The 22,945-nt window shown below is 71.2% G+C and carries 19 protein-coding genes; 6 read left to right on the top strand and 13 right to left on the bottom strand.

Features of this window, described 5'->3' with window-relative positions; all coding sequences use genetic code 11:
• Positions 1–50: 50 nt before the first annotated feature.
• The 6 genes from ACWEBX_RS20580 to ACWEBX_RS20555 form a co-directional block, all read right to left on the bottom strand.
• On the bottom strand, positions 51–1,265 hold the full coding sequence (locus ACWEBX_RS20580) for an acyl-CoA dehydrogenase family protein (protein ID WP_451886271.1): 1,215 nt from the start codon (positions 1,263–1,265) through the stop codon (positions 51–53).
• Between the two features lie 6 nt (positions 1,266–1,271).
• Positions 1,272–2,294, bottom strand: coding sequence for a phosphotransferase family protein (locus ACWEBX_RS20575; RefSeq protein ID WP_451886270.1), 1,023 nt, complete (start codon positions 2,292–2,294; stop codon positions 1,272–1,274).
• 173 nt (positions 2,295–2,467) lie between these two features.
• Positions 2,468–2,797: a DUF202 domain-containing protein gene (locus ACWEBX_RS20570; protein ID WP_451886269.1), complete on the bottom strand. Its 330-nt coding sequence runs from the start codon at positions 2,795–2,797 to the stop codon at positions 2,468–2,470.
• A complete protein-coding gene (locus tag ACWEBX_RS20565) occupies positions 2,794–3,186 on the bottom strand; it encodes a YidH family protein (protein ID WP_451886268.1) in 393 nt (130 codons plus the stop codon). Before ACWEBX_RS20565 ends, ACWEBX_RS20570 begins: the two co-directional genes overlap by 4 nt.
• A 72-nt stretch (positions 3,187–3,258) precedes the next feature.
• Positions 3,259–3,774: an NUDIX hydrolase gene (locus ACWEBX_RS20560; protein ID WP_451886267.1), complete on the bottom strand. Its 516-nt coding sequence runs from the start codon at positions 3,772–3,774 to the stop codon at positions 3,259–3,261.
• Between the two features lie 135 nt (positions 3,775–3,909).
• Positions 3,910–4,803 carry a DMT family transporter gene (locus ACWEBX_RS20555; protein WP_451886266.1) on the bottom strand — a complete coding sequence of 298 codons (894 nt, stop codon included), beginning with the start codon at positions 4,801–4,803 and terminating at the stop codon, positions 3,910–3,912.
• 299 nt (positions 4,804–5,102) lie between these two features.
• Between ACWEBX_RS20555 and ACWEBX_RS20550 the strand changes: the two genes are divergently transcribed.
• From ACWEBX_RS20550 to ACWEBX_RS20530, 5 genes are all read left to right on the top strand, one after another.
• Positions 5,103–6,758 carry an FAD-binding dehydrogenase gene (locus ACWEBX_RS20550; protein ID WP_451886265.1) on the top strand — a complete coding sequence of 552 codons (1,656 nt, stop codon included), beginning with the start codon at positions 5,103–5,105 and terminating at the stop codon, positions 6,756–6,758.
• A gap of 396 nt (positions 6,759–7,154) precedes the next feature.
• Positions 7,155–8,105 (top strand): hypothetical protein, encoded by a 951-nt coding sequence (locus ACWEBX_RS20545; protein WP_451886264.1) that lies wholly within the window; start codon positions 7,155–7,157, stop codon positions 8,103–8,105.
• A 40-nt stretch (positions 8,106–8,145) separates the two neighbouring features.
• On the top strand, positions 8,146–9,711 hold the full coding sequence (locus ACWEBX_RS20540; RefSeq protein WP_451886263.1) for an APC family permease: 1,566 nt from the start codon (positions 8,146–8,148) through the stop codon (positions 9,709–9,711).
• Between the two features lie 216 nt (positions 9,712–9,927).
• The gene (locus tag ACWEBX_RS20535; protein ID WP_451886294.1) at positions 9,928–10,641 is read left to right on the top strand and encodes a molybdopterin-dependent oxidoreductase; all 714 of its coding nucleotides are present in this window, start codon (positions 9,928–9,930) and stop codon (positions 10,639–10,641) included.
• Positions 10,625–11,260 carry a cytochrome b/b6 domain-containing protein gene (locus tag ACWEBX_RS20530; protein WP_451886262.1) on the top strand — a complete coding sequence of 212 codons (636 nt, stop codon included), beginning with the start codon at positions 10,625–10,627 and terminating at the stop codon, positions 11,258–11,260. The genes ACWEBX_RS20535 and ACWEBX_RS20530 overlap by 17 nt, the downstream gene beginning before the upstream one ends.
• A 142-nt stretch (positions 11,261–11,402) precedes the next feature.
• Here ACWEBX_RS20530 and ACWEBX_RS20525 read toward each other — a convergent pair whose 3' ends face one another.
• Together ACWEBX_RS20525 and ACWEBX_RS20520 are read right to left on the bottom strand one after the other, a co-directional pair.
• The gene (locus ACWEBX_RS20525) at positions 11,403–12,800 is read right to left on the bottom strand and encodes a GntT/GntP/DsdX family permease (RefSeq protein ID WP_451886261.1); all 1,398 of its coding nucleotides are present in this window, start codon (positions 12,798–12,800) and stop codon (positions 11,403–11,405) included.
• A gap of 179 nt (positions 12,801–12,979) precedes the next feature.
• Entirely contained in the window at positions 12,980–13,507 is a 528-nt protein-coding gene (locus ACWEBX_RS20520) for a gluconokinase (protein WP_451886260.1), read from the bottom strand.
• Positions 13,508–13,637: 130 nt separating this feature from the next.
• Between ACWEBX_RS20520 and ACWEBX_RS20515 the strand changes: the two genes are divergently transcribed.
• Positions 13,638–14,339, top strand: a complete 702-nt coding sequence (locus tag ACWEBX_RS20515) for a FadR/GntR family transcriptional regulator (protein ID WP_451886259.1) — start codon at positions 13,638–13,640, stop codon at positions 14,337–14,339.
• A 14-nt stretch (positions 14,340–14,353) separates the two neighbouring features.
• On the opposite strand, the gene ACWEBX_RS20510 is transcribed toward ACWEBX_RS20515, so the two are convergent.
• The 5 genes from ACWEBX_RS20510 to ACWEBX_RS20490 form a co-directional block, all read right to left on the bottom strand.
• Positions 14,354–14,728: a YchJ family protein gene (locus ACWEBX_RS20510; RefSeq protein ID WP_451886258.1), complete on the bottom strand. Its 375-nt coding sequence runs from the start codon at positions 14,726–14,728 to the stop codon at positions 14,354–14,356.
• Positions 14,729–14,732: 4 nt separating this feature from the next.
• Positions 14,733–16,172 carry a M1 family metallopeptidase gene (locus ACWEBX_RS20505; RefSeq protein WP_451886257.1) on the bottom strand — a complete coding sequence of 480 codons (1,440 nt, stop codon included), beginning with the start codon at positions 16,170–16,172 and terminating at the stop codon, positions 14,733–14,735.
• A 73-nt stretch (positions 16,173–16,245) separates the two neighbouring features.
• The gene (locus ACWEBX_RS20500) at positions 16,246–20,121 is read right to left on the bottom strand and encodes a Pls/PosA family non-ribosomal peptide synthetase (RefSeq protein WP_451886256.1); all 3,876 of its coding nucleotides are present in this window, start codon (positions 20,119–20,121) and stop codon (positions 16,246–16,248) included.
• Between the two features lie 338 nt (positions 20,122–20,459).
• Positions 20,460–21,452, bottom strand: a complete 993-nt coding sequence (locus ACWEBX_RS20495; protein WP_451886255.1) for a polysaccharide deacetylase family protein — start codon at positions 21,450–21,452, stop codon at positions 20,460–20,462.
• Positions 21,453–21,487: 35 nt separating this feature from the next.
• Entirely contained in the window at positions 21,488–22,522 is a 1,035-nt protein-coding gene (locus ACWEBX_RS20490; protein WP_451886254.1) for a glycoside hydrolase family 11 protein, read from the bottom strand.
• Between the last annotated feature and the right edge of the window lie 423 nt (positions 22,523–22,945).

The raw sequence follows: 22,945 nt of genomic DNA, 5'->3' as shown, positions 1-22,945 counted from the left end.
GGACAGCACACCGCGGCCCCACCGGACGGTGGGGCCGCGCTGCGTGGTGATCACACGTGCTTCTTGATCTCCCGGTGGGCCAGCGAGCGCTGGTGGACCTCGTCGGGACCGTCGGCGAGCTTCAGCGTCCGGGCCGCCGCCCACAGCTCGGCCAGCGGGAAGTCCTGGCTGACACCACCAGCACCGTGAAGCTGGACCGCCTTGTCGAGGATGTCCACGACAGCCCGCGGAGTGGCGATCTTGATGGCCTGGATCTCGGTGTGGGCACCCTTGTTGCCGACCGTGTCCATCATCCACGCGGTCTTCAGGACCAGCAGACGAAGCTGCTCGACGGCCACCCGGGCGTCGGCGATCCAGTTCTGCACGACCCCCTGCTGCGCCAGCGGCTTGCCGAACGCCGTACGGGACACCGCCCGGCGGCACATCAGCTCGATGGCCCGCTCGGCCATGCCGATCAGCCGCATGCAGTGGTGGATCCGGCCCGGACCGAGCCGCGCCTGCGCGATGGCGAAACCGCCGCCCTCCGCGCCGATCAGGTTGCTCGCCGGGACCCGGACGTGGTCGAAGACGACCTCCGCGTGCCCGCCGTGGGAGTGGTCCTCGTAGCCGTACACCTGCATGGCGCGCCGGACCTCCAGGCCCGGGGTGTCGCGCGGGACCAGGATCATCGACTGCTGGCGGCGGATGTCGGGGCCGTCCGGGTCCGTCTTGCCCATCACGATGAAGATCTTGCAGTCGGGGTTCATCGCCCCGGAGATGTACCACTTGCGGCCCGTGACGACGTAGTCGTCGCCGTCCCGCTCGATCAGCGTGGTGATGTTCGTGGCGTCGGAGGAGGCGACCTCCGGCTCGGTCATCGCGAACGCGGAACGGATCTCCCCGGCGAGCAGCGGCTCCAGCCACTGCTTGCGCTGCGCCTCGTCACCGAACTGGGCGAGCACCTCCATGTTGCCGGTGTCGGGAGCGGCACAGTTCAGCGCGGTGGGCGCCAGGTGCGGGCTGCGGCCGGTGATCTCGGCGAGCGGCGCGTACTGGAGGTTGGTCAGCCCGGCGCCGTACTCGGAGTCCGGCAGGAAGAGGTTCCACAGACCTTGCCTGCGGGCCTCGGCCTTCAGCTCGCCGACCACGGCGGGCGTGTCCCACGGAGAGGCCAGCAGGGCGCGCTGCTCCTCGGCGACCGCCTCCGCCGGATAGACGTACTCGTCCATGAAGGCGAGCAGCTTCCCGCGCAGCTCTTCGGTGCGCGCGTCGAATGCGAAGTCCATGACGGATCAGCCTTCCTGAAGGGTGGTCAGGCCGTGCTCGATGAAGACGGGGACCAGCTCGCCGATGCGGTCGAAGCCCGCGCCGACCGTCTGGCCCTTGGTGTAGCGGTAGTGGATGCCCTCCAGGATCACGGCGAGCTTGAACCAGGCGAAGGCCGTGTACCAGGAGACCGCGGAGACGTCGCGCCCCGAGCGCGCGGCGTACCGCTCGACGATCTCGGCCGCTTCGGGATGTCCGTCGGCCGAAGCGGTCGTGCTGATGGGGGAGTTGGGCAGCTCCAGGCGCGTGCTGTACATGACGAGCAGCCCGAGGTCGGTGAGCGGATCGCCGAGTGTGGACATCTCCCAGTCCAGGATCGCCCTGATCCGGTCGTCGGGCCCGATCAGCACGTTGTCGAGGCGATAGTCGCCGTGCACGACGGTGGGCGCGGGGGAGGTGGGCAGCTCGCGGCCCAGGGCGGCGTGCAGCTCGTCGATGCCGGCGAGCTCGCGGTTGCGGGAGGCGTCCAACTGCTTGCCCCAGCGCCGTAGTTGCCGGTCGAGGAAGCCCTCGGGGCGGCCGAAGTCGGCGAGGCCGACCGCGGCGGGGTCCACCGCGTGCAGCTCGACCAGGGTGTCCACGAGACCGAGTACGGCATCGCGCGTGCGCCGCGGGCCGAGCGGGGCGAGCTGGTCCGCGGTGCGGTACGGGGTGCCCTCCACGAACTCCATGACGTAGAACGGGGCGCCGAGCACCGACTCGTCCTCGCACAGCAGCACGGGGTCCGGGACCGGCACGGCCGTCGGGTGCAGCGCGCTGATCACCCGGTGCTCGCGCTTCATGTCGTGCGCCGTGGCCAGCACGTGGCCCAGCGGGGGCCGCCGTACGACCCAGCGGGAGGTGCCGTCGGAGACCGCGTAGGTGAGGTTCGACCGTCCGCCTTCGATCAGCCGGCCGGTCAGCGGGCCGTTCACCAGTCCGGGCCGCTCACGGTCGAGCAGGGCTCGCAGCCGGTCGAGATCGAGACCTGGCGGGTGGTCCGGGCTCATCTGTTGCTCCTCAGCGCGCGGGTGGCGGGACATGACCATGATGCCGACCAGTCGGTATGTCGTCCAGCGGCTGTACCAAACGTGATCGGCATCTCGCCCCGGGAACACCCCTGCGGGGGCACCCCGGTGCAAGGGGAACACGGGGAGCACTCCCGCCCACGGGGGCCGGTGCCTCAGAACACCAGCGCCACAGCGAACACGGCCAGCGCCACCGTGCACAGGACCGCCGCCGTGGCGTGCCGGGGCCCGAGCGCGGCCGGACCCGTGGGGTCCGCGTCGGCCAGGGTGCGGATGCGGCGGTGGGCGAGGGCCAGGAACGCCAGCCACGCGACGCAGCAGAACGCGAACGCCACGATCCCGGCGGCCGAGTCCGGCTCGTGCAGGGCCGCCTTCGCGGCGAGCACGGCGGCGACGGTGCAGGAGAGGGTCGTACGGCGCCACGCCAGCCGCGTGCGCTCCGGCTGGAGGCCGGGATCGCGCTCCTGGCCGAGCGGGGTGGTCATCCCGCCCAGCCGACGAGGACGACGACGACCATCGCGATCGCGACGATCGCGACGACGATGCTCAGCACCGCGGGGAAGCGCGAGACGGGCAGGTCCTCGCCGCGCCGCATCGCCCGCTCGCAGCGCACCCAGTGATTGACCGCCCGTAGCGCGCACAGCACGCCCGCCGCCAGCAGCGCCAGGGCGAGACCCGCCCGCCAGGCCCAGCGCAGGTCCGGCAGGAACTGGTCCACCGCGAAGCCGCCGCCGATGAGTGCGAGCGCCGTGCGCAGCCAGGCCAGGAAGGTCCGCTCGTTGGCCAGCGAGAACCGGTAGTCCGGGGTGCTGCCCTCGGACCGGATCGCCTGCGGCGCGAACCACAACCGGACATTGCGCACGAGTTCGATCACGTTCAGGACCCTACCGGGCAGCCCTGAGCGGGGCTCCTCCGGTGCGACCCCGCCCGCGCTCGGCCGGACGGATCAGTCCATCGCCCGGTAGTCCGTGAGCCGTTCGTAGGCGGCCAGCCCGTCGGGCACCCACGTCCACTCGTCCAGGCGGCGCTCCACCTCGCCGTCGGTGAGGAAGTCGTGCCAGGCCACCTCCTCCGCCTGCGGGTCCACCGGAAGCTCGCAGCGGACCTCGTACACGGCCGACCACCAGGTCGCGCCCGCCCCGTCGTCGTACAGGAACTTGAACAGGGGAGTCGGCCGGGGGAGCCCGGAGACGCCGAGTTCCTCCTCGGCCTCGCGGAGCGCCGCGTCGTCGTAGGACTCGCCCGCGCCGACGACCCCGCCCACGAACATGTCGTAGAACGAGGGGAACACCAGCTTGGTGGGGGTGCGCCGGTGGACGAAGACCCGGCCCCGGGCGTCCCGCGCCTCGATGAACACGCACCGGTGGCGCAGCCCGCGCGCGTATGCCTCCCCGCGCGGGGACTGCCCGATGATCTCGTCGTTCTCGTCCACGATGTCGAGGATCTCGTCAGCGGGGTTCATGGGTTCCATCCAAGCAGTTCCCGCCCCCGGACCGCCTCCGGACAGGGGGCGCGGAGGGTCCGCGGAGGAGGTGCGCACGGCCGTCGGAGTGGTGTGCGGGCCGGTGGTGCGCGGCGCTCGGTGCGGCTGGAGGCCCTAGTGCGGCTGGAGGTCCCGCGAGCGTTCCGGTTCCGCCGTGCCCGAGGGCATCGCCGGGTGCATGCCCAGCAGGACGATCCCCGTCACGATGCCGGCGAGCCCCGCGGCCTGCCAGGCGAGGGCGCCCGCGTCGGTGCGGAGCTGGTCCCCGAGGAAGCCCACCCCGCAGGCGATTCCCGCCAGCGGCTGGGCAGCGGTCAGCGCGGGCAGCGACATGCGCAGCGGCGCGGTCTCGAAGGCGCTCTGGACGAGGATCAGCCCGGTCACACCGAGGACGATCACCGCGTACGGCTGCCAGCCGGTGAACAGTTCGGCCATTCCGCCCGCGCTGAACCGCTGGCCGCTCACCCGGGTGAGCGCGTCCTGCAGTCCGTACAGCAGGCCGGCGGCGGTGGCGAGCAGCACGGGTCCGGCGCTTAGCCGGGACCGTTTCGCGCAGGTGGTGAGCAGCAGCGCGAGACCGACCACGATCCCGATGATCAGCCAGTGCCGCAGCGGGTCGTCGATGGCCTCGCCGCCCTGGGGCTGCCCGGCCACGATGAAGGCGGTGACACCGCCCGCGAGCAGCAGCAGCCCGGCCCAGCCCTGCCGGCCCAGCGGCTGTTTCGTCTGGTGGCGGGAGAGCGCGAGCGCGAAGAGCAGGTTGGTGGCGAGGAGCGGTTCCACCAGGGAGACCTCGCCGTTGCCGAGCGCGATCGCCCCGAGCGCCATGCCGCACACCATCAGTCCGATGCCGCCCAGCCAGCGGGGGACCCGGATGAGGTCGAGCAGGATGCGGGGGGAGAGGAAGTCGCTCAGCGGGGCGTGCGAGGCGGCGTTCTGCTGGAGCACGAAGCCGAAGCCGAGGCAGCAGGCCGCGCTCACGGCGAGGACCAGAACCAGTACCGACACGCTGGGTACCTCGATGCGTCAGAAGTCGGGGCGGGCCAGTGTTGCGTATCCCGCCGACTGTAGTGCCATGGTCCGTGCGCCCGCCCTCGGGAACAACCGGAACCAGGCGGTTGACTCGGTCACCTTTCTTGCCGAGGATGCGGACCCATCAGTAACAAGTGCTGGTCGGCCGCATGGTCGACCAGCACCAATGTCTCACCAACCAGCGACGCCACCGATCGGTTCGTGACAAACGTCATCAAGTCGTCCCAGTGACGCCGACCCGATCAGACCCGTCGGAATGCCGAGAGGAAGGGCCCATGGCCTACGACGCAGATGTGATCGTCATCGGAGCGGGCCTCGCGGGGCTCGCGGCGACCGCGGAGCTCGTCGACGCCGGCCGCAAGGTGATCCTTCTGGACCAGGAGCCCGAGCAGTCGATCGGCGGCCAGGCTCATTGGTCCTTCGGCGGGCTCTTCTTCGTCGACTCGCCCGAGCAGCGCCGCATGCGGATCAAGGACACGCACGAGCTGGCCCTCCAGGACTGGATGGGCACGGCCGGCTTCGACCGGCCGGAGGACCACTGGCCGCGCCGCTGGGCCGAGGCGTACGTCGACTTCGCGGCCGGCGAGAAGCGGCCCTGGCTGCACGCGCAGGGCGTGCGCTTCTTCCCGGTGGTGGGCTGGGCCGAGCGCGGCGGCTACGACGCCAACGGGCACGGCAACTCGGTGCCGCGCTTCCACATCACCTGGGGGACCGGGCCCGGCCTCGTCGCGCCCTTCGAGCGCCGGGTACGGGAAGGGGTGGCCCGCGGACTGGTCGAGCTGCGCTTCCGGCACCGGGTCACCGGCCTGTCCCGCAGCGCCGGCTCCGTCGACACCGTCACCGGGGAGGTCCTGGAGCCGTCCGGCATCGAGCGCGGCCAGGCCAGCAGCCGTACGGTCACCGGCGCCTTCGAGCTCAAGGCCCAGGCCGTGATCGTCACCTCCGGCGGCATCGGCGGCAACCACGACCTCGTGCGCGCCAACTGGCCCGAACGCCTCGGCACCCCGCCCGAGCGGATGATCTCCGGCGTCCCCGCGCACGTCGACGGCGCCATGCTCGGGATCGCCGAGGAGACCGGCGCCCGCCTCATCAACCGCGACCGCATGTGGCACTACACCGAGGGCATCCAGAACTGGAACCCCATCTGGGACAAGCACGGCATCCGCATCCTGCCGGGCCCGTCCTCCCTCTGGCTGGACGCGCGGGGCAACCGCCTGCCGGTCCCGCTCTTCCCGGGCTTCGACACGCTCGGCACCCTCGAACACATCATGAGGACCGGATACGACTACACCTGGTTCGTGCTCGACCAGAAGATCATCGGCAAGGAGTTCGCGCTCTCCGGCTCCGAGCAGAACCCCGACCTGACCGGCAAGTCGATCCGGGGCGTCCTCGGCCGGGCCCGCGCGGACGTGCCCGGACCGGTCAAGGCGTTCATGGACAACGGCGTCGACTTCGTCGTCGAGAAGGATCTCGGCGCGCTGGTGCGCGGGATGAACGCGCTCACCGAGAAGCCCCTCATCGACGAGGCGGCGCTGCGCCACGAGATCGTCGCCCGCGACCGGGAGATCGCCAACCCCTTCACCAAGGACCTCCAGGTCATGTCGATCCGCGGGGCCCGCAACTACCTCGGCGACAAGCTGATCCGCACGGCGCCCCCGCACCGCATCCTCGACCCCGCGGCCGGCCCGCTGATCGCGGTGCGGCTCAACATCCTGACCCGCAAGACCCTCGGCGGACTGGAGACGGACCTCTCCTCGCGGGTGCTGACCGACGGCGGCGACCCCCTGGAGGGTGTGTACGCGGCCGGCGAGGCCGCCGGGTTCGGCGGCGGCGGAGTCCACGGATACCGGTCGCTGGAAGGCACCTTCCTCGGCGGCTGCCTCTTCTCCGGCCGCACGGCGGGCCGGGCGGCGGCCGAGGCGGTGAGCTGATCGCGCCCGGCGGCCCTGCCCGGCTCCGATCGTGCCCGGTTCCGATCGTGCCGGGCTCCGATCGAGCCGGGCTCCCATCGTGCTCGGCTCTGATCCCGCCCGGCTCCGAGCGATCACGGCTCTGATCGCTCCCGCTGCACAAGCCGCCTGCCCCGGGCGGCCGTTGTCATCAGGACAGTGACGGCCGCCCGCGGCTCGGCGACGGGAAGGGCCGCCAAGTCGGGTGGACAAGGCTCCTGTTCAGGACTTTGCGGGACGCTGTGCAGGTAACTGGTGTGTACAAGTGGCCAGTTGACACGTGTAGTGACCCGGTCCGAGCTTGACTTGAACCCGTGGCTCCGGGTTTGCTGTGCGTGATCACCCTTTGACGAACCGCGCCTGTGAGGTTGAGCAGCGGTGTCACCACCCCCACCTCCGCTGGGCCGCGGCCGCAAGCGGGCGTCCCAGGCCTTCGACGCCGCTCTCGACGACGCCGAACTCGTCACCGTACGTGCCGCGTTGAACCAGGGGCGGTGGACCGAGGTCCGGGCGCTGCTCGCCGCGACCGGCGACGACTGGGACCGCCGGGGGCACCGCGTCACCGTCCTCGCCCAGGAGTCCGCGACGCTCGCCTGGGCCCGCGACTGGCAGCTCGCCGAACCGGAATCCGCCGACGCCGCCGTCCTCCTCGGCTGTGCCTCCGTGGAACGCGCCCTGCGCGGCAAGGAACGCCCGGACGGCGCCCGCGAGGCCTGCCGCCGGGCGGCGGACCTCGCCCCCGACGACCCCACTCCCTGGCTCGGCCTCCTCCTCCTGGAACGCTCGCTCGGGGCCGAGGGCGACGTGGTCCGCCTCTTCGACGAGGTGCGCCACCGGCACGCCGTCCATCACCACGCGCACCATCTGATGGTCGCGAGGCTCGCCGAGCGCCGCGCCGAGGCGGGCCAGGACCCGCTGCACGAGGTGTACGACTTCGCCAACTGGTCGGCCGAGCAGGCGCCCGCCGACTCGCCGCTCGCGATCCTTCCGGTCGTCGCGCACGCCGAGCGCTTCCGTGTGCTCGCCGGCGCCGGGAGCGAGCCCGCCGACCCGGTCGCCTCCGGGCACTGGGCCGGGCGCCGGGCCCGTCAGGTGATGAAGGCCGCCTTCGACTGGTGGCTGGAGTGGGAGCACACCGACCACCCGCGCCGCCTGGTCGACCTCAACTTCCTCGCCCACGCCAAGATCTGCGAGGGCCGGGACGGCGAGGCCGCCGCCCTGTTCCTCCGGATCGCGGACCACCCGACCGCGGCGCCGTGGTCGTACCCGGACCGCGACGGACACCAAGCCTTCCGTGCCGCGCGCGACCGCGTGCTCGGCACGGTGTGAACGCCCCCGAAGACCCGACATCCGAAAGGACGACCCCGCGATGACGACGGGCAGTTCGAGCACACCGAGTACGTCGAGCACGGGAAGACCCGACGCCGAGAGCGCCGGCATCAGCACGTTCAAGGGGCAGGACCGGGCCCTGCGGGCCGGCCGGCTGGGCACGGCGGGCCTCCTGCTGTCCGTTCTCGCGGCCACCGCCCCGCTCATGGTGGTAGCGGGTGTCATGCCCACCACATTCGCGGTGATGGGCATCGTCGGGCAGCCGCTGCTCTTCGTCATCCTCGGCGTCGTCCTGGTGCTCTTCAGCGTCGGGTACGCCGAGATGAGCCGGCACGTCCACAACGCGGGCGCCTTCTACGCGTACATCTCGCGAGGACTCGGCGGCACGCCGGGCGCGGGCGCCGCAGCGGTCGCCCTCGTCGCCTACAGCGCACTCCAGGTCGGCATCTACGGCCTCTTCGGCTACGAGGTCTCCGGGCTGTTCGCCACCTACCTCGACACCGAAGTCGCCTGGTGGATACCGGCGTTGGCCGCCGTGCTCGTCGTGGGCGCGCTCGCCTGGCTGAAGATCGACGTCAACGCCTGGGTCCTCGGCGTCCTGCTCGTCATCGAGGTGACCCTCGTCGTCGTCTTCGACGTCGCCGCCGTCGGCGATCCCGCCAAGGCGGGCCTGTCGCTGCACGCCTTCAACCCCGACACCCTCACCGGGGCGGGCGTCGGCACCGCGCTGTGCTTCTGCATCGCCGCCTTCACCGGCTTCGAACAGGCCCCGGTCTACGCCGAGGAGACCAGCCGCCCGCACATCCTCGTGCCGCGCGTCATGTTCCTCGCGATCGGTTTCGTCGCCGTCTTCTTCGCGATCAGCTCCTGGGCGCTCACCGTCGCCACCGGACCCTCCGCGATCGTGGGCACCTCCCAGAAGCAGAGCGCCGGACTCCTCTTCTTCCTCACCGAGTCACGCCTCGGCTCGACGTTCACCGACGTCCTGCACGTCCTCTTCGTGACCGGCATGTTCGCGGCGCTGCTCAGCTTCCACAACGTCGTCGCGCGGTACGCCTTCGCCATGGGCCGCGAGGGTCTGCTGCCCGCCGCCTTCGGCCGCACCTCCGAGGCCAGTGGGGCCCCCGGCACCGGCTCGCTCCTGCACACCGTCGTCTCCCTGATCGTGGTCGGCGGCTTCGCCCTGTCCGACGACAAGCCGACCGGAGACCCGACCGCGCCCGTGCTCCAGCTCTTCACCTGGGGCGGCAACGTCGGAGCGCTCGGCGTCACCCTGCTGATGGCGGCCGCCTCGCTCTCGGTCATCGTGTTCTTCGTCCGCCGCGGCGCGGCCCGCGCCCAGTCCTGGCGTCTGGTCACCTCCGCGATCGCGGGCGTCGCCCTGCTGGTCATCGCGGTCTACACCGTCAAGGACTTCGACGTCCTCGTCGGCTCGGGTCCGGACTCCGTCCTGAACGTGCTGCTGCCCGCCGTCATCGGGGTCGCGCTGATCGCCGGACTCGTCCAGGGGCTGCTCCTGCGCTCCCGCAAGCCCGAGGCGCACGCCCGGATCGGCCTCGGCAACGAGGCGTTCCAGTTGGACAAGGCGGCCGAGTCCGCCTCCTGATGAGGCCCTGCCGTCCTCTCCGGGGCCGATTTTCCCGGCTCACAGGCGAGAAGAGATGACGGAACGCTGACGAGCACCCGCGACCGCTGGCCTTTTGGGGGTCGCGGGTGCTCGAATCAAGGGGTGAACACTGAACGGCCCGGGGAACCCGACGAACACGGGGAACGTGACGAACACCGGGAACCCGACGAGCACCGGGAACGCGACGAACACGAGGTGTCCGGCGAGCGTGGCAGGCCCATCGGCCGCCGGGTGCTGCTCGGCACGCTCGGACTCGGCGCCCTCGGCGTCCTGACCGCCCCCGCGCTCCAGCGCGCGACGGACGCCTTCCTCGCCGGCGCCTCCCAGAAGGACCCCACCGGCCTGACGGGACTGCTGCCCAACGGCGGCGGCTTCCGCTACTACTCGGTCGCCGCCTCCGTCCCCCACAAGAACGAGACGAACTACCGCCTCACCGTCGACGGCCTGGTCGACCACCCCACCAGCTACACCCTCGCCGACCTGCGCGCCCTGCCCCAGACCCGGATCGTCCACGACGTCCAGTGCGTCACCGGCTGGCGGGTGCCGAGCACCCCCTTCGAGGGCGTACGCCTGTCGCACCTCCTCGACGCCGCCGGAGTGCGTTCCTCGGCCGGCGCCATCCGGTTCACCTGCTTCGACGGGACGTACACGGAGAGCCTCACCCTGCGTCAGGCCCGGCGCCCGGACGTCCTGGTGGCCCTGCGCATGCAGGACAAGCCCGTCGGCCACAGCCACGGCGGCCCCGTCCGTCTCTATGTGGCCCCGATGTACTTCTACAAGTCCGCCAAGTGGCTCTCCGGCATCACCGTCACCGAGGACGTCCGTCCCGGATACTGGGAGGACCGGGGATACGACGTCGACGCCTGGGTCGGCCGTTCGAACGGACGTGACGATGAACCCACGAGCTGACGCGTCCCCGGCCGTGGCCGCGCACTCCTCCCCCGTACGCCGCTTCACCCGCGCCGAGCACTGGGTGCATCGCGTCACCGCCCTGCTGATGGGCCTGTGCGTGGCCACCGCGGCCTGCCTCTACATCCCCCAGTTCGCCGAACTCGTCGGCCGCCGTGAACTCGTCGTCCGGGTCCACGAGATCGCCGGTGTGATGCTTCCGCTGCCGGTCCTCCTGGGCCTCGCCTCCCGCGCCTTCCGCCGGGACCTCGGCTTCCTCAACCGCTTCGGCCCGCACGACCGGGTGTGGCTGCGGGCGGCCCTGCACCGCGACAAGGACCCCGAATCCCGCCCGGCGGGCAAGTTCAACGCCGGACAGAAGGTCTACGCCGCCTGGATCGCGGGGGCGACGCTCGTGATGCTGGGCACCGGGCTGCTGATGTGGTTCACCCATCTCACCCCGCTGATGTGGCGCACGTCGGCCACCTTCGTCCACGACTGGCTGGCCCTCACCGTCGGCATCGTCCTCGCGGGACACATCGGTATGGCGCTCGGCGACCCGGAGGCCCGGCGGGGCCTGCGCACGGGATCGGTGAGCCGCCAGTGGGCCGACCGCGAACATCCGCTGTGGCGGCCGTGAGCGGCCGCTGACGACGAACCCGCCGTGAGTACGCACCGCCGACGAAGACCAACGGGCCGCGGGGAGAACCATGTCCGGTCTTCCCCGCGGCCCGTTCGCCCTTCCGCCCGGCCGTGTCAGGACGGCCCGGCGGAACAGCCGTCTAGATGACGAGCGACAGCAGCAGCACCAGTGCTCCGGCCACCACCGAGATGATCGTCTCCATGACGGACCAGGTCTTGACGGTCTGGCCGACGTTCAGGCCGAAGTACTCCTTGACCAGCCAGAAGCCGGCGTCGTTGACATGGCTGAAGAAGAGCGAGCCCGCGCCGATCGCGAGGACGAGCAGCGACGTGTGGGCGGTCGACATGTCGGCCGCGAGCGGCGCGACCAGACCGGCCGCCGAGATGGTGGCGACGGTCGCCGAACCGGTCGCGAGCCGGATCGCCACCGCGATCAGCCAGGCCAGCAACAGGGCCGGGATCGACCAGTCCTTGGAGATCTCCAGGATCATCTGGCCCACGCCGGAGTCGATCAGCGTCTGCTTGAATCCGCCGCCCGCCCCGACGATGAGCAGGATGCCGGCGATGGGCGCGAGGGACTTCTCGGTGGTCGCCGCGATCCGGTCCTTGGTGAAGCCCGCCGCCCTGCCCAGCGTGAACATGCCCACGATCACGGCCGCGAGCAGCGCGATCAGCGGCGCTCCGACGATGTCGAAGACGCGCTGGGTCATGTCCGTCGGGTCGTCGACGACGATGTCCACCAGCGCCTTGGCCAGCATCAGCACGACCGGAAGCAGCATGGTGGCGAGGGTCGCGCCGAAGCCGGGACGCTTCTCCAGGTCCTCCGAGGCACGCGCCGGGACCATGCGGTCGGGAGCCTGGACGTCCACCCAGCGGGCCGCGTACCGGGAGAACACCGGACCGGCGATGATCACCGTCGGGACGGCGACCAGGACACCGAGCGCGAGGGTGAGGCCCAGGTTCGCCTTCACCGCGTCGATCGCGACCAGCGGACCGGGGTGCGGGGGAATCAGACCGTGCATCACCGACAGGCCCGCGAGCGCCGGGATACCGATGCGCATCAGCGAGTAGTTGCCGCGCTTGGCGACCATCAGGACCACCGGGATCAGCAGCACGATGCCGACCTCGAAGAACAGCGGAAGGCCGATCACCGAGGCGATCAGCACCATCGCCCAGGGCATCCCGCGGCCGCCCGCCCTGGCGAGGATCGTGTCGACGATCTGGTCGGCGCCGCCCGAGTCGGCGAGCAGTTTGCCGAGGATCGCGCCGAGGGCGATCAGGACACCCGCACCGGCCACCGTCGAGCCGAGTCCGGTGGTGAAGCTGAGGATGGTCTTGTCGAGCGGGGCGCCGGCGAACGCGCCGAGGGCCAGCGAGCCGATGGTCAGGGCGAGAAAGGCGTGCAGCTTGAACCGGGTGATGAGCAGGACGATGACGGCGATGCCCGCCAGCACGGCTATGCCCAGGTGAGCGTGGCCCGCCGACGTGATCGGTTCGACGGCGTCCGCTGCCAGCATCTCGACACTGAGTCTGGTCACGGTTGTTCCCTTGCTTGAGAAAAGGACACGGGGAGGATGGAGCGCGCTGTCACCTGGGCGACAGCGTTGTCACGGGTACGGGTACGGGTACGGGTACGGGCACCGGTACGGGTACGGGTATGGGGTACGGCGTCGGAGTCCCGGGGTGCTGCGGCCGGGCCGAGGCCGGACCGGGGGTGCTACGGCCGGGGCGGTTCGAGAGCGCCGAGCGCCGCCACGGCCCGCTCGGTGATCTCCGCGGGCTCACCGGAGACGTCGACCTCGACCCCCGCCTCGTCCGCCGCCAGCGGCTGGAGCGTGGCGAACTGCGAGTCCAGGAGCGCCGTGGGCATGAAGTGCCCCGTGCGGTGCGACATCCGGTCCTCGATGAGCTCGCGGTCGCCCGTCAGATGCACGAAGACGACCCCGGGCGCGGCCGCGCGCAGCCGGTCCCGGTAGACGCGCTTGAGCGCCGAGCTGCTGACCACACCGCCGAGCCCCGCCCGGTCGTGCGCCCAGTGCCCGATGGCGTCCAGCCACGGCCACCGGTCGTCGTCGGTCAGCGGCGTCCCGGCCGTCATCTTGGCGATGTTGGCCTGCGGGTGGAAGTCGTCGCCCTCGGCGTACGGCACGCCGAGCCGGGCCGCGAGCAACGGGCCGATGGTGGTCTTCCCGGTGCCTGCGACGCCCATGACCACGACGACATGGGGGGTGGGACTGTGCTGCATCACGCTCTCGCTGTCTTCGTCGACATCTGATGTCGACGCCACTGAAACGCATTAGGTACGACAAATTCAAGAGTGTGTGACATATAAGTCTGACTTTTTGTTCGGGGCGTCGGCCTCGTACCCTGACCCCATGAGCACACGGGGCCGGGGGCTGCACGGACACGTACTGGAAAGCCTCGGGCCGGCGATCACGGCGGGTGACTACCCGCCGGGCAGTGTGCTGCGCACCGACGAACTCGCCCAGCGCTTCGAGGTGTCCCGCTCCGTCATGCGCGAGGCGGTCCGGGTCCTCGAGTCCATGTACCTGGTCGAGTCCCGCCGCCGCGTGGGCGTGACGGTCCGCCCCAAGTCCGAGTGGAACGTCTACGACCCCCAGGTCATCCGCTGGCGGCTGGCCGGCGCCGACCGCCCCCACCAGCTCCGTTCCCTCACCGTCCTGCGCTCGGCGATCGAACCCGTCGCCGCGGGACTGGCCGCACGGCACGCCACCCCCGAGCAGTGCGCGGAGCTCACCGAGTGCGCGCTCGGCATGGTCGCCACCTCACGCGGGCACCAGCTCGAGGGCTATCTCGTCCACGACGTCGCGTTCCACCGGGTGATCCTCAAGGCGTCCGGCAACGAGATGTTCGCCCGCCTCGGAGACGTCGTCGCGGAGGTCCTGTCCGGCCGCACTCATCACGACGTCATGTTCGAGGACCCCGACCCCGCCGCCGTCACCCTGCACGTCCAGCTCGCCGAAGCCGTCCGGGAGGGCGACGCCGCGCGCGCCGAGGCGCTCACCCGCGAGATCACCGTCGGCGCACTCCAGGAACTGGACGTCCTGGCGCCCTGACGGCCCACCCGAGGTCAGTTCAGGAACTCCCCGTCCAGATACACCCAGGCCCCGTCCACCCGCTCGAACCGGCTCCGCTCGTGCAGCGAACCACCCCGGTAGGAGGCCCGGAAGGTCACGGTCCCCGTGGTGTGGAACGCCGAGCCCTGACCGGTGTCCAGGATCTCCAGGCCGGTCCACCGCGTCCCCGGGTCGAACTCCACCCGGGCCGGCCGCGTCCGGGGATGCCAGGTCCGCAGCAGGTACCCCTCGTCCTCCTTCACGAAGGCGCAGTAACGCGACCGCATGAGCGCCTCGGCACTCGGCGCCGCGGCCTCGCCGCGATGGAAGCGCCCGCAGCAGCGCACGTACGGATCGGGGAGCCCACAGGGGCAGGAACGGCTGGTCATCGCGTCATTCTCCCCGGACCCGCGCCGGGTCCGCGCCCGGCGGCGGGTAGGTGGGCGGATAGGCGGGCCGGGCCGGCACCTGCGGCACGTGCGGTGCTGCGGCCTCCGGCAGGCGCGGGACGGCTTCCGGCAGCGGCGGCAGCGCCGTCTCGTACAGCCACGCCGTGAAGAGATCGTCCAGCGGCTCGGCCGCGTAGCGCGAGACGTGCGCGGCGAAGACGGACGTGGTGACCGTGCCGCCCCGGTGCAGCGTCGCCCAGCCGCGCAGCATGCGGAAGAAGGCCTCGTCGCCCATCGCGCACCGGATCGCGTGCACGGTGAGCCCGCCGCGCTGGTAGAGCCGGTCGTCGAACATCAACTTGCGGCCCGGGTTCGCCAGCAGCAGATCCTGCGGCAGCGCGGCCAGCTTCCGGTGCGCGGCGGCGGCGAGCTGACGGGCCGGGCGCCCGCCGGAGCGCTCCGACCACAGCCACTCGGCGTACTTCGCGAGCCCCTCGTTCAGCCATATGTGCCGCCAGTCCGCGATGGTCACACTGTTGCCGAACCACTGGTGCGCCAGCTCGTGCGCGATCAGCCGCTCCGAACCCCGCGCCCCGTCCACGTGATTGGCGCCGAACAGCGAAAGACCCTGGGCCTCGACCGGGACGTCGAGCTCCTCCTCGGTCACCACCACCGCGTACTCGCCGAACGGATACGGCCCGAAGAGATCCTGGAACAGCTCCATCATCGCGGGCTGCCGCGCGAAGTCGCGGGAGAATTCGGGCAGAAGCTGCGCGGGCAGATGCCCGGACTGCGGTACGCCGGACAGACCCGGATCGCCGAGCAGCACCGTCTGGTACTTCCCGATCGACAGGCCCACCAGATAGCTGGAGGTCGGCGCGGGCTGCTCGTACACCCAGGTCGTCGTCGAGGCCTTCGTCGTCCGCGTCAGCAGACGCCCGCCCGCCACCACCGCGTACGCGGACGGCGTGGTGACCGAGATCTGGTACGCGGCCTTGTCGGCCGGCCGGTCGTTGCACGGATACCAGGACGGCGAACCGACCGGCTGGCTCGCCACCAGCGCCCCGTCCTCCAGCTCCTCCCAGCCGATCCCGCCCCAGGGACTGCCGACCGGCTTCGGATTGCCCGACCAGTGCACCTCGACGGTGAACGCCGCGCCCGCCCGCACCGGCTTCGGCGGACGGATCCGCAGCCTGCCGCCCCGGTGCGTGTAGTGCGGGGCCTTGCCGTCGACACGGACCCGGCCGATCCGGAAGTCGGCCAGGTTGAGCTGGAACTCGGTCAGTGCGGACCTGCCCGCTATGGCGTTGATCCGCGCGGTGCCGGAGAGCCGGTTCGGGCCGGGGCGGTAGTCCAGCGCGAGCTCGTACCGGTGCACCCGGTAACGGGAATCACCGTTGGCCGGGAAATAGGGGTCCGGTCCCGCTGTCTGCTGAACGCTCACTGCTGCGACTGCTCCCTGCCCTGTGCTCGACTCTCCGCTGTACCGCCCTTCGTGTCCGATCAAGTCACGTCTGCTACGAACGCCAGGCCTCGATCGGGTTGCCCAGCCAGCGGGTGTCGTCGGGAACGGACTCCGCCGCCATCACCAGCGACGCGGGACCCAGAGTGGAGCGGGCCCCGACCGTGCTGCCGGGCAGGACGATTCCGCCCGGACCCAGAGTGGCGCCCTCACGGAGGACCACAGTATCCGTCCGCAAGATCCGGTCGTGGAAGAGGTGGGTCTGCAGGACACAGCCCCGGTTGACCGTCGCCGCGTCCCCCAGCGTCACGAGATCCGACTCCGGCAGCCAGTAACTCTCGACCCAGGCGCCCCGCCCGATCCGGGCGCCGAGTCCCCGCAGCCACGCGGTCATCAGCGGCGTACCGGGCACGGATCCCGCCAGCCACGGCACGGCGACGACCTCCACGAAGGTGTCCGCCAGCTCGTTGCGCCACACGAAACCGCTCCACAGCGGGTGCTCACCGGCACGGTGCCGCCCCACCAGCAGCCACTTCGCCACGATGGAGATCAGACACCCGAGCACACCCACGGCGAGCAGCACCCCACCCGCGAACGCCCACGCCCACGGCCCCAGCGCGCACAGCGCGGCGACCGTCAGCACGGCCAGCGCCGCCGAACAGAACACCGGCACCAGCCGGCACAGCTCCACCAGACCACGCGCCCACAGCAGCCGGACCGGCGGCTCGTACGTACGGCTCTGATCGCCGCCCTGCGCCGCACGCGGCAGCTTCATCGGCGGCAGCCCCAGATACGAGCTGCCCTTCTTCGCCTTCTTCGGCGTCGCCGACAGCACACCGACCAGACCGCCGTCCGGCACACTGCGGCCCGGAGCGGTCATCCCGGAATTGCCGAGGAACGCCCGCCGCCCGATCTCGGCCCGCCCGATACGCATCCAGCCGCCACCGAGCTCGTACGGAGCCGTCAGCGTGTCGTCCGCCAGGAACGCGCCGTCCCCGACCGTCGTCAGACTCGGCAGCGCGAGCACCGTCGACACCTCCGCGCCCCGGCCGATCCGCATCCCGAGCAGCCGCAGCCACACCGGCGTGATCAGCCCGGCGTACAACGGGAACAGCGTCTCCCGGGACCGGTCCATGAGCTGCGTGACCGTCCAGGCCTGCCAGCCGATCCGGCTGTGCGTCGGATGCGTGCCCTCGTGCAGCCCGAGGCTCAGCAGCCGCACCGCGACCAGCAGCAGCAGCGCGTACGCGAGACCGAACGCCAGCGTCGCCGGAACCAGGGCGAACGCCGCACCGCGCAGCGCCGCGCCGAGCCCGGCGTCCGCGCTCACGAACACCCGGGCCACGAGCAGCGCCGCGACGGCGGCCAGCACTGGCAGCGCGCTCAGCGCGAACCCGGTCGCGCCGTACATCATCCGCCAGGACGTGCCGCGCTGCGGCCGGTCCTTGGGCCAGGCCCGCTTCGCCTTGCCGAGCTTGACCGCGGGTGCCCCCGCCCAGCGCTGCCCGGTCGGGATCTGGCCCGTCACGGCGGAACCCGGGGCCACCTCGGAGCGCTTGCCCACCCGGGACCCGGGGAACAGGATGCTGCGCGTCCCGACCACGGCACCGGCGCCCACCTTCACCTGGCCGATCTCCAGCCGGTCGCCGTCCAGCCAGTACCCGGACAGGTCCACCTCCGACTCGACGGCGGCACCCCGGCCCATCTTGAGCATGCCGGTGACCGGCGGCATCGAGTGCAGATCCACGTCCTGCCCGACCTTGGCGCCCAGCGCACGGGCGTACCGCTCCAGCCAGGACCCCGTCAGCGAGGTCGCACCGCTGAACGCGGCCAGCCGCTCAGCCGTCCACAACCGCAGATGGACACTCCCGCCGCGCGGATACCGGCCGGCCTTCACACCGCGCAGGAGCAGCCGCGCACCGCCCGCGGCGACGGCGAGCCGTCCCGGCGGGCTGTACAGAACGAGCGCACCGGCACCCACCAGCCACCACGAGGCGCCGGGCGCCCACGGGTAGGGGCCGAACCAGTGCAGGACGTTGCCGAGCGCGGCCAGCGCCACCGTCCAGCGCAGCCCGAGCAGGCAGAACAGCGGCAGCAGCACGACCAACTGGACCAGCTTGGCGCGCACCGGGACCGGCGCGATCACCCGCTCCGTGCCGTCGTCCTGGCCCGATCTCTCCAGATGCCGGGCCAGCTTGCGCAGCACCGGCTGCTGATAGATGTCGAGCACGGCGACGTTCGGATAGCGGCTGCGCAGCCGCGTCGTGAGCTGGGCGGCCGCGAGACTGCTGCCGCCGATCGCGAAGAAGTCGTCGCCGGCCCCGCCGACGGGGATGCCGAGCACCTCGCTCCACTGCTCGGCGAGCCAGGCCTCGGTGCCGTACAGCTCCTCCTGGGCGCCCGCGGTCTCCAGACCCTCCAGCGGCCAGGGCAGCGCGTTCCGGTCGACCTTGCCGGACGTCCGGGTCGGCAGGTCCCCGACGGGCGCGATCAGCGGAACCAGCGCGGCGGGCAGCTCGGCCCGCAGCTTCTCGACGGCGGCCGCCTGGTCCCAGCCCTCCTGGGTGACGACATAGCCGACGAGGAGCTGATTGCCGCCGCGCGCGGTCCGCACGGCCGCGGCGGCACCCGCGACACCGGGCAGCGCCTGGAGCGCCGCGTCCACCTCGCCGAGCTCGATCCGGCGCCCGCCGAGCTTGATCTGCTCGTCGGCCCGCCCGAGGAAGATCAGCCCCTCGGGTTCCGCCTTGACCAGGTCACCGCTGCGGTACGCCCGCTCCCAGCCCAGCGACACGAGCGGCGCGTACTTCTCCGCGTCCTTCTCCGCGTCGAGATAGCGGGCGAGTCCGACCCCGCCGATCACGAGCTGGCCGCTGCCGCCCATCGGCACCGGCTCGCCCGCCTCGTCGACGACCGCGAGCTCCCAGCCGTTCAGCGGCAGCCCGATACGGATGGGCTCGTCGCCGGTCAGCAGCGAGGCACAGGCCACGACGGTCGCCTCGGTCGGCCCGTACGTGTTCCACACCTCCCGGCCGTCGGTCACCAGGCGCTGGGTCAGCTCGGGCGGGCAGGCCTCGCCACCGAAGATCAGCAGCCGGACCTCGTTGAGGGTCTCGGGCTCCCACAGGGCGGCGAGGGTCGGCACGGTGGAGACGACGGTGATCTCCTGCTCGACCAGCCAGGGGCCGAGGTCGGCGCCGCTGCGCACCTGGGAGCGCGGCACGGGCACCAGACAGGCCCCGTACCGCCAGGCCAGCCACATCTCCTCGCAGGAGGCGTCGAAGGCCACGGACAGGCCCGCCATGACCCGGTCGCCGGGGCCGATGGGCTCCTCGGTCAGGAAGAGGTCCGCCTCCGCGTCGACGAAGGCGGCGGCGCTGCGGTGGCTCACGGCGACGCCCTTGGGCTTGCCGGTGGAACCCGAGGTGAAGATGATCCACGCGTCGTGCTCGACGCCGGGCCGCCCCGCGGGGACCTCGGAGCGGCCGTTGACGGTCAGCTCGTGCCCGGCGCCGACGACCGCGCGTACACCGGCCTCGCCGAAGACCAGCTCGGCCCGCTCGTCGGGGTCCTCGGCGTCGACCGGGACGTAGGCGGCCCCGGCGGCGAGGACGGCGAGGATCGCCACGTACAGCTCGTTCGTGCCGGACGGGACCCGCACGCCGACCCGGTCGCCGAGACCGACCCCGGCCTCCGCGAGCCGCGACCGCACGACGGCCACCTCGGCGGCCAGCGCGCGATAGGTGAGGGCGCGCCGGCCGTCGTCGAGAGCGGGCTCGTCCGGGTACGCCCGTACGGAGGCGTCGAGGATGTCGACGAGCGTGCGCGGTGAGGCGGCCGCTGCGGCGGAGAAACGCGCCTGGTCACCGAACTCCGCACGCACCTCGTCGTCGGACAATGCGAGCGCGGGGCCTTGCTGGAGGGCTGCCATCGGGTCCTCACGTGTTGTTCCCGGATACTCCGGGGAGCCGGTGGGCCCGCAGGTACGCCTGGGGATATTCCGGTCCAGCTCCGAACAAGCCTGCAATTTTAGTACGACGCTAGCTTCGGACCTGCGGATCAGCGATGCGAGGAGTCCCCGAGGGGCTCCTCCGGACCCTTCCTCCAGCGCTGTGACGTGGGGAGATGTCAGCGTGACGAGATCTGCCCCACATCTTTCCGTGACGTCGCGGACACAGTGAGCGAGGGCCCCGATCCTTTGATCGGGGCCCTCGCCCGTCGTGCCGGGTGACGCGGGGCGGCGCTGCTCCTCGGTGCGGTCCCGCCGGGTCAGCCCGCGGCGCAGGAGACCGTCGGCCACGTCCACGTGCCGTTGGTCTGAATGGTGACGCCGAAGGTGTTGCCGCTGCCGTTGGGTTTGGCCGTCAGGACCTGGGCGCTGGGGTAGCTCGCGCTGATGTTCCAGGTCGAGAGGATCTTTTCGGGCGCGGGCACGTTCATCGTCACGGTCCAGTTGCTCGATCCGGTGACGGCGACGTCGAGGTTGTACCGGTCGCTCCACTGCTGGCCGGCGGACAGCGTCGCGGTGCACCCGCCGCCACCACCGCCGCCCGTGCCGCCACCGTCGGGCGCCACGGCGCGGCCGGTCTGCGGGGAGATCGTCCCGGCGCACAGGCCGCGGGAGGCGAGACCCTGCGCGATGCGCGGGATCGCGGCGATCGTGTTCGCCGGCCAGTCGTGCATGAGGATGACCTGGCCGTTGGTGAGCCGGCCCGCCGCCTGCACGATCGCGTCGGTGCTCGCGCCGTTCCAGTCCTGTGAGTCCACGTCCCAGATGATCTCGGTCAGGCCGTACTTGGCCTCGACCGCCTTCACCGTCGCGTTGGTCTCCCCGTACGGCGGACGGAACAGTTTCGGCGTCCCGCCGCCGGCGGCGGCGATGGCCTGCTGGGTCCGGGAGATCTCCGAGTCGATCTGTGCCTGGCTCTGCTGGACGAGATGCGGGTGGGTGTAGCTGTGGTTGCCCACCCACATGCCGGCGTCGACCTGGGCCCGTACCTGGCCGGGGCTGGACGCCGCGTACTGGCCCTCGTTGAACATGGTGGCCCGCAGCCCGTTCTGCTTGAGGGCGTTGAGCAGGGTCGACGTGGTGCTGGACGGCCCGTCGTCGAAGGTGAGTCCGACGTACCCGTTGCAGGTGGCGGCCCGCGCGGGTCCGGCGTCGAGGGCGAGGGTGCCCGCGGCGGCCGTCGCCACGACGGCCAGGCCCGTGAGCAGTGTGCGTAACGAGCCGAGTCGTCCGGATCGCGTGCGGAATCCCATGCGAAGTGCTCCTTCGGCCTTGTGGGGGCGGGCGGTCAGCTCGTGCTGCAGGAGACCGTGGGCCAGGTCCAGTTGCCGTTGGCCTGGATGGTGACGCCGAAGGTGTTGCCGCTGCCGTTGGGTTTGGCCGTCAGGACCTGGGCGCTGGGGTAGCTCGCGCTGATGTTCCAGGTCGAGAGGATCTTCGCCGGGGACGGCACGTTCATCGTCACGGTCCAGTTGCTCGATCCGGTGACGGCGACGTTGAGGTTGTACCGGTCGTTCCACTGCTGGCCGGCGGAGAGGGCCGCCGCGCACCCGCCGGAGCCCCCGCCGCCGGTTCCACCGCCCCCGGATCCGCCGCCCGATCCCGCGTCGCCCACCGTGATGTTGGAGTTTCCGCTGCTCTGATAACCCTCGGTGGCGAGGATCATGTAGTAGTTGAAGCTGCCCAGGTTCATCCCGGCTCGGGCCCAGGCGTCGAAGTGGTTGCCGGTGGTGATGGTCCCGCCCGTGCGCTTCGACTGCCGGACGCTCCAGTACTGGTCGAAGGTGCGTGTGCCTTCGACGGAGGGCGCGTTGGTCCGCGTCGTCTTGTAGATGTCGTACGTGCCGCCGTCGGTGGTGACGGTGCCCTTGAACGTTCCCGTGGGCCGGTAGGTGCCCCAGTTGTCGACGATGTAGTACTCGACGAGCGGGTTGGACGTCCACCCGTAGAGCGACAGGTAGGCGTTGCCGGACGGGTTGAAGGTGCCCGAGTAGGTCACGCTCCTGCGTCCGCCGTTGCTCCAGCCCTTGCCGGCGACGAAGTTCCCGGTGTTGCTCCACGAGGTGCTGTAGTTGCCGCTGGAGCCCAGGTTCATGGACACCGTGCCGCTGCTGTCGGTCCAGAACGAGTAGTAGTACCCGTTGTCGGTGCCGGTCTGGTTCGACGTGACGACCGTGTCGGCCCGGGCGGTCCCGGGCAGGGTCATCGCGGCCACGGCGACCAGCAGCATGGTGCAGACACCGCTGATGAGCAGCCTGAGGTGACGGAACGTCCCCGGGCGACCGCTGCGGCGGCCCGGCGGATGTGCGGATGCGTCGGTCATGTGCGTGTTTCCTCCTCGTTCTCGTGAGGTGACGCGCTACGAATCGCCCACAGTGTTGAACTGGCCCTGTCAAGTGTCAATGGTTTCGGCACGATGGTCGAAACATTCGTCGGTCCCGAAGAGGCAACGTGGAGGTGTTATTCCTGTTCAGGCGCGTCGCGTGGTCGACCCAGAAAGGGCTGGTCGTCGATGGTCCGCCCATCAAGATCAACACGGCCTCGCGAGTTTTCGAAAGTTTCGAAGACTTCTCGAATCGTTCGATGGGCGTGGGGGGTGGCCATGGAGGCTGGGGCGTAGGGGGTGGGGGCGCGACCCGGGTACGCAAAAGACCCCACCGAAGTGGGGTCTCGCTGGTGTCCGAGGGGGGACTTGAACCCCCACGCCCGATAAAGGGCACTAGCACCTCAAGCTAGCGCGTCTGCC

This window comes from Streptomyces sp. NPDC005070 (genome assembly GCF_053600395.1).
This window is presented reverse-complemented; position numbering and strand designations above follow the sequence as displayed.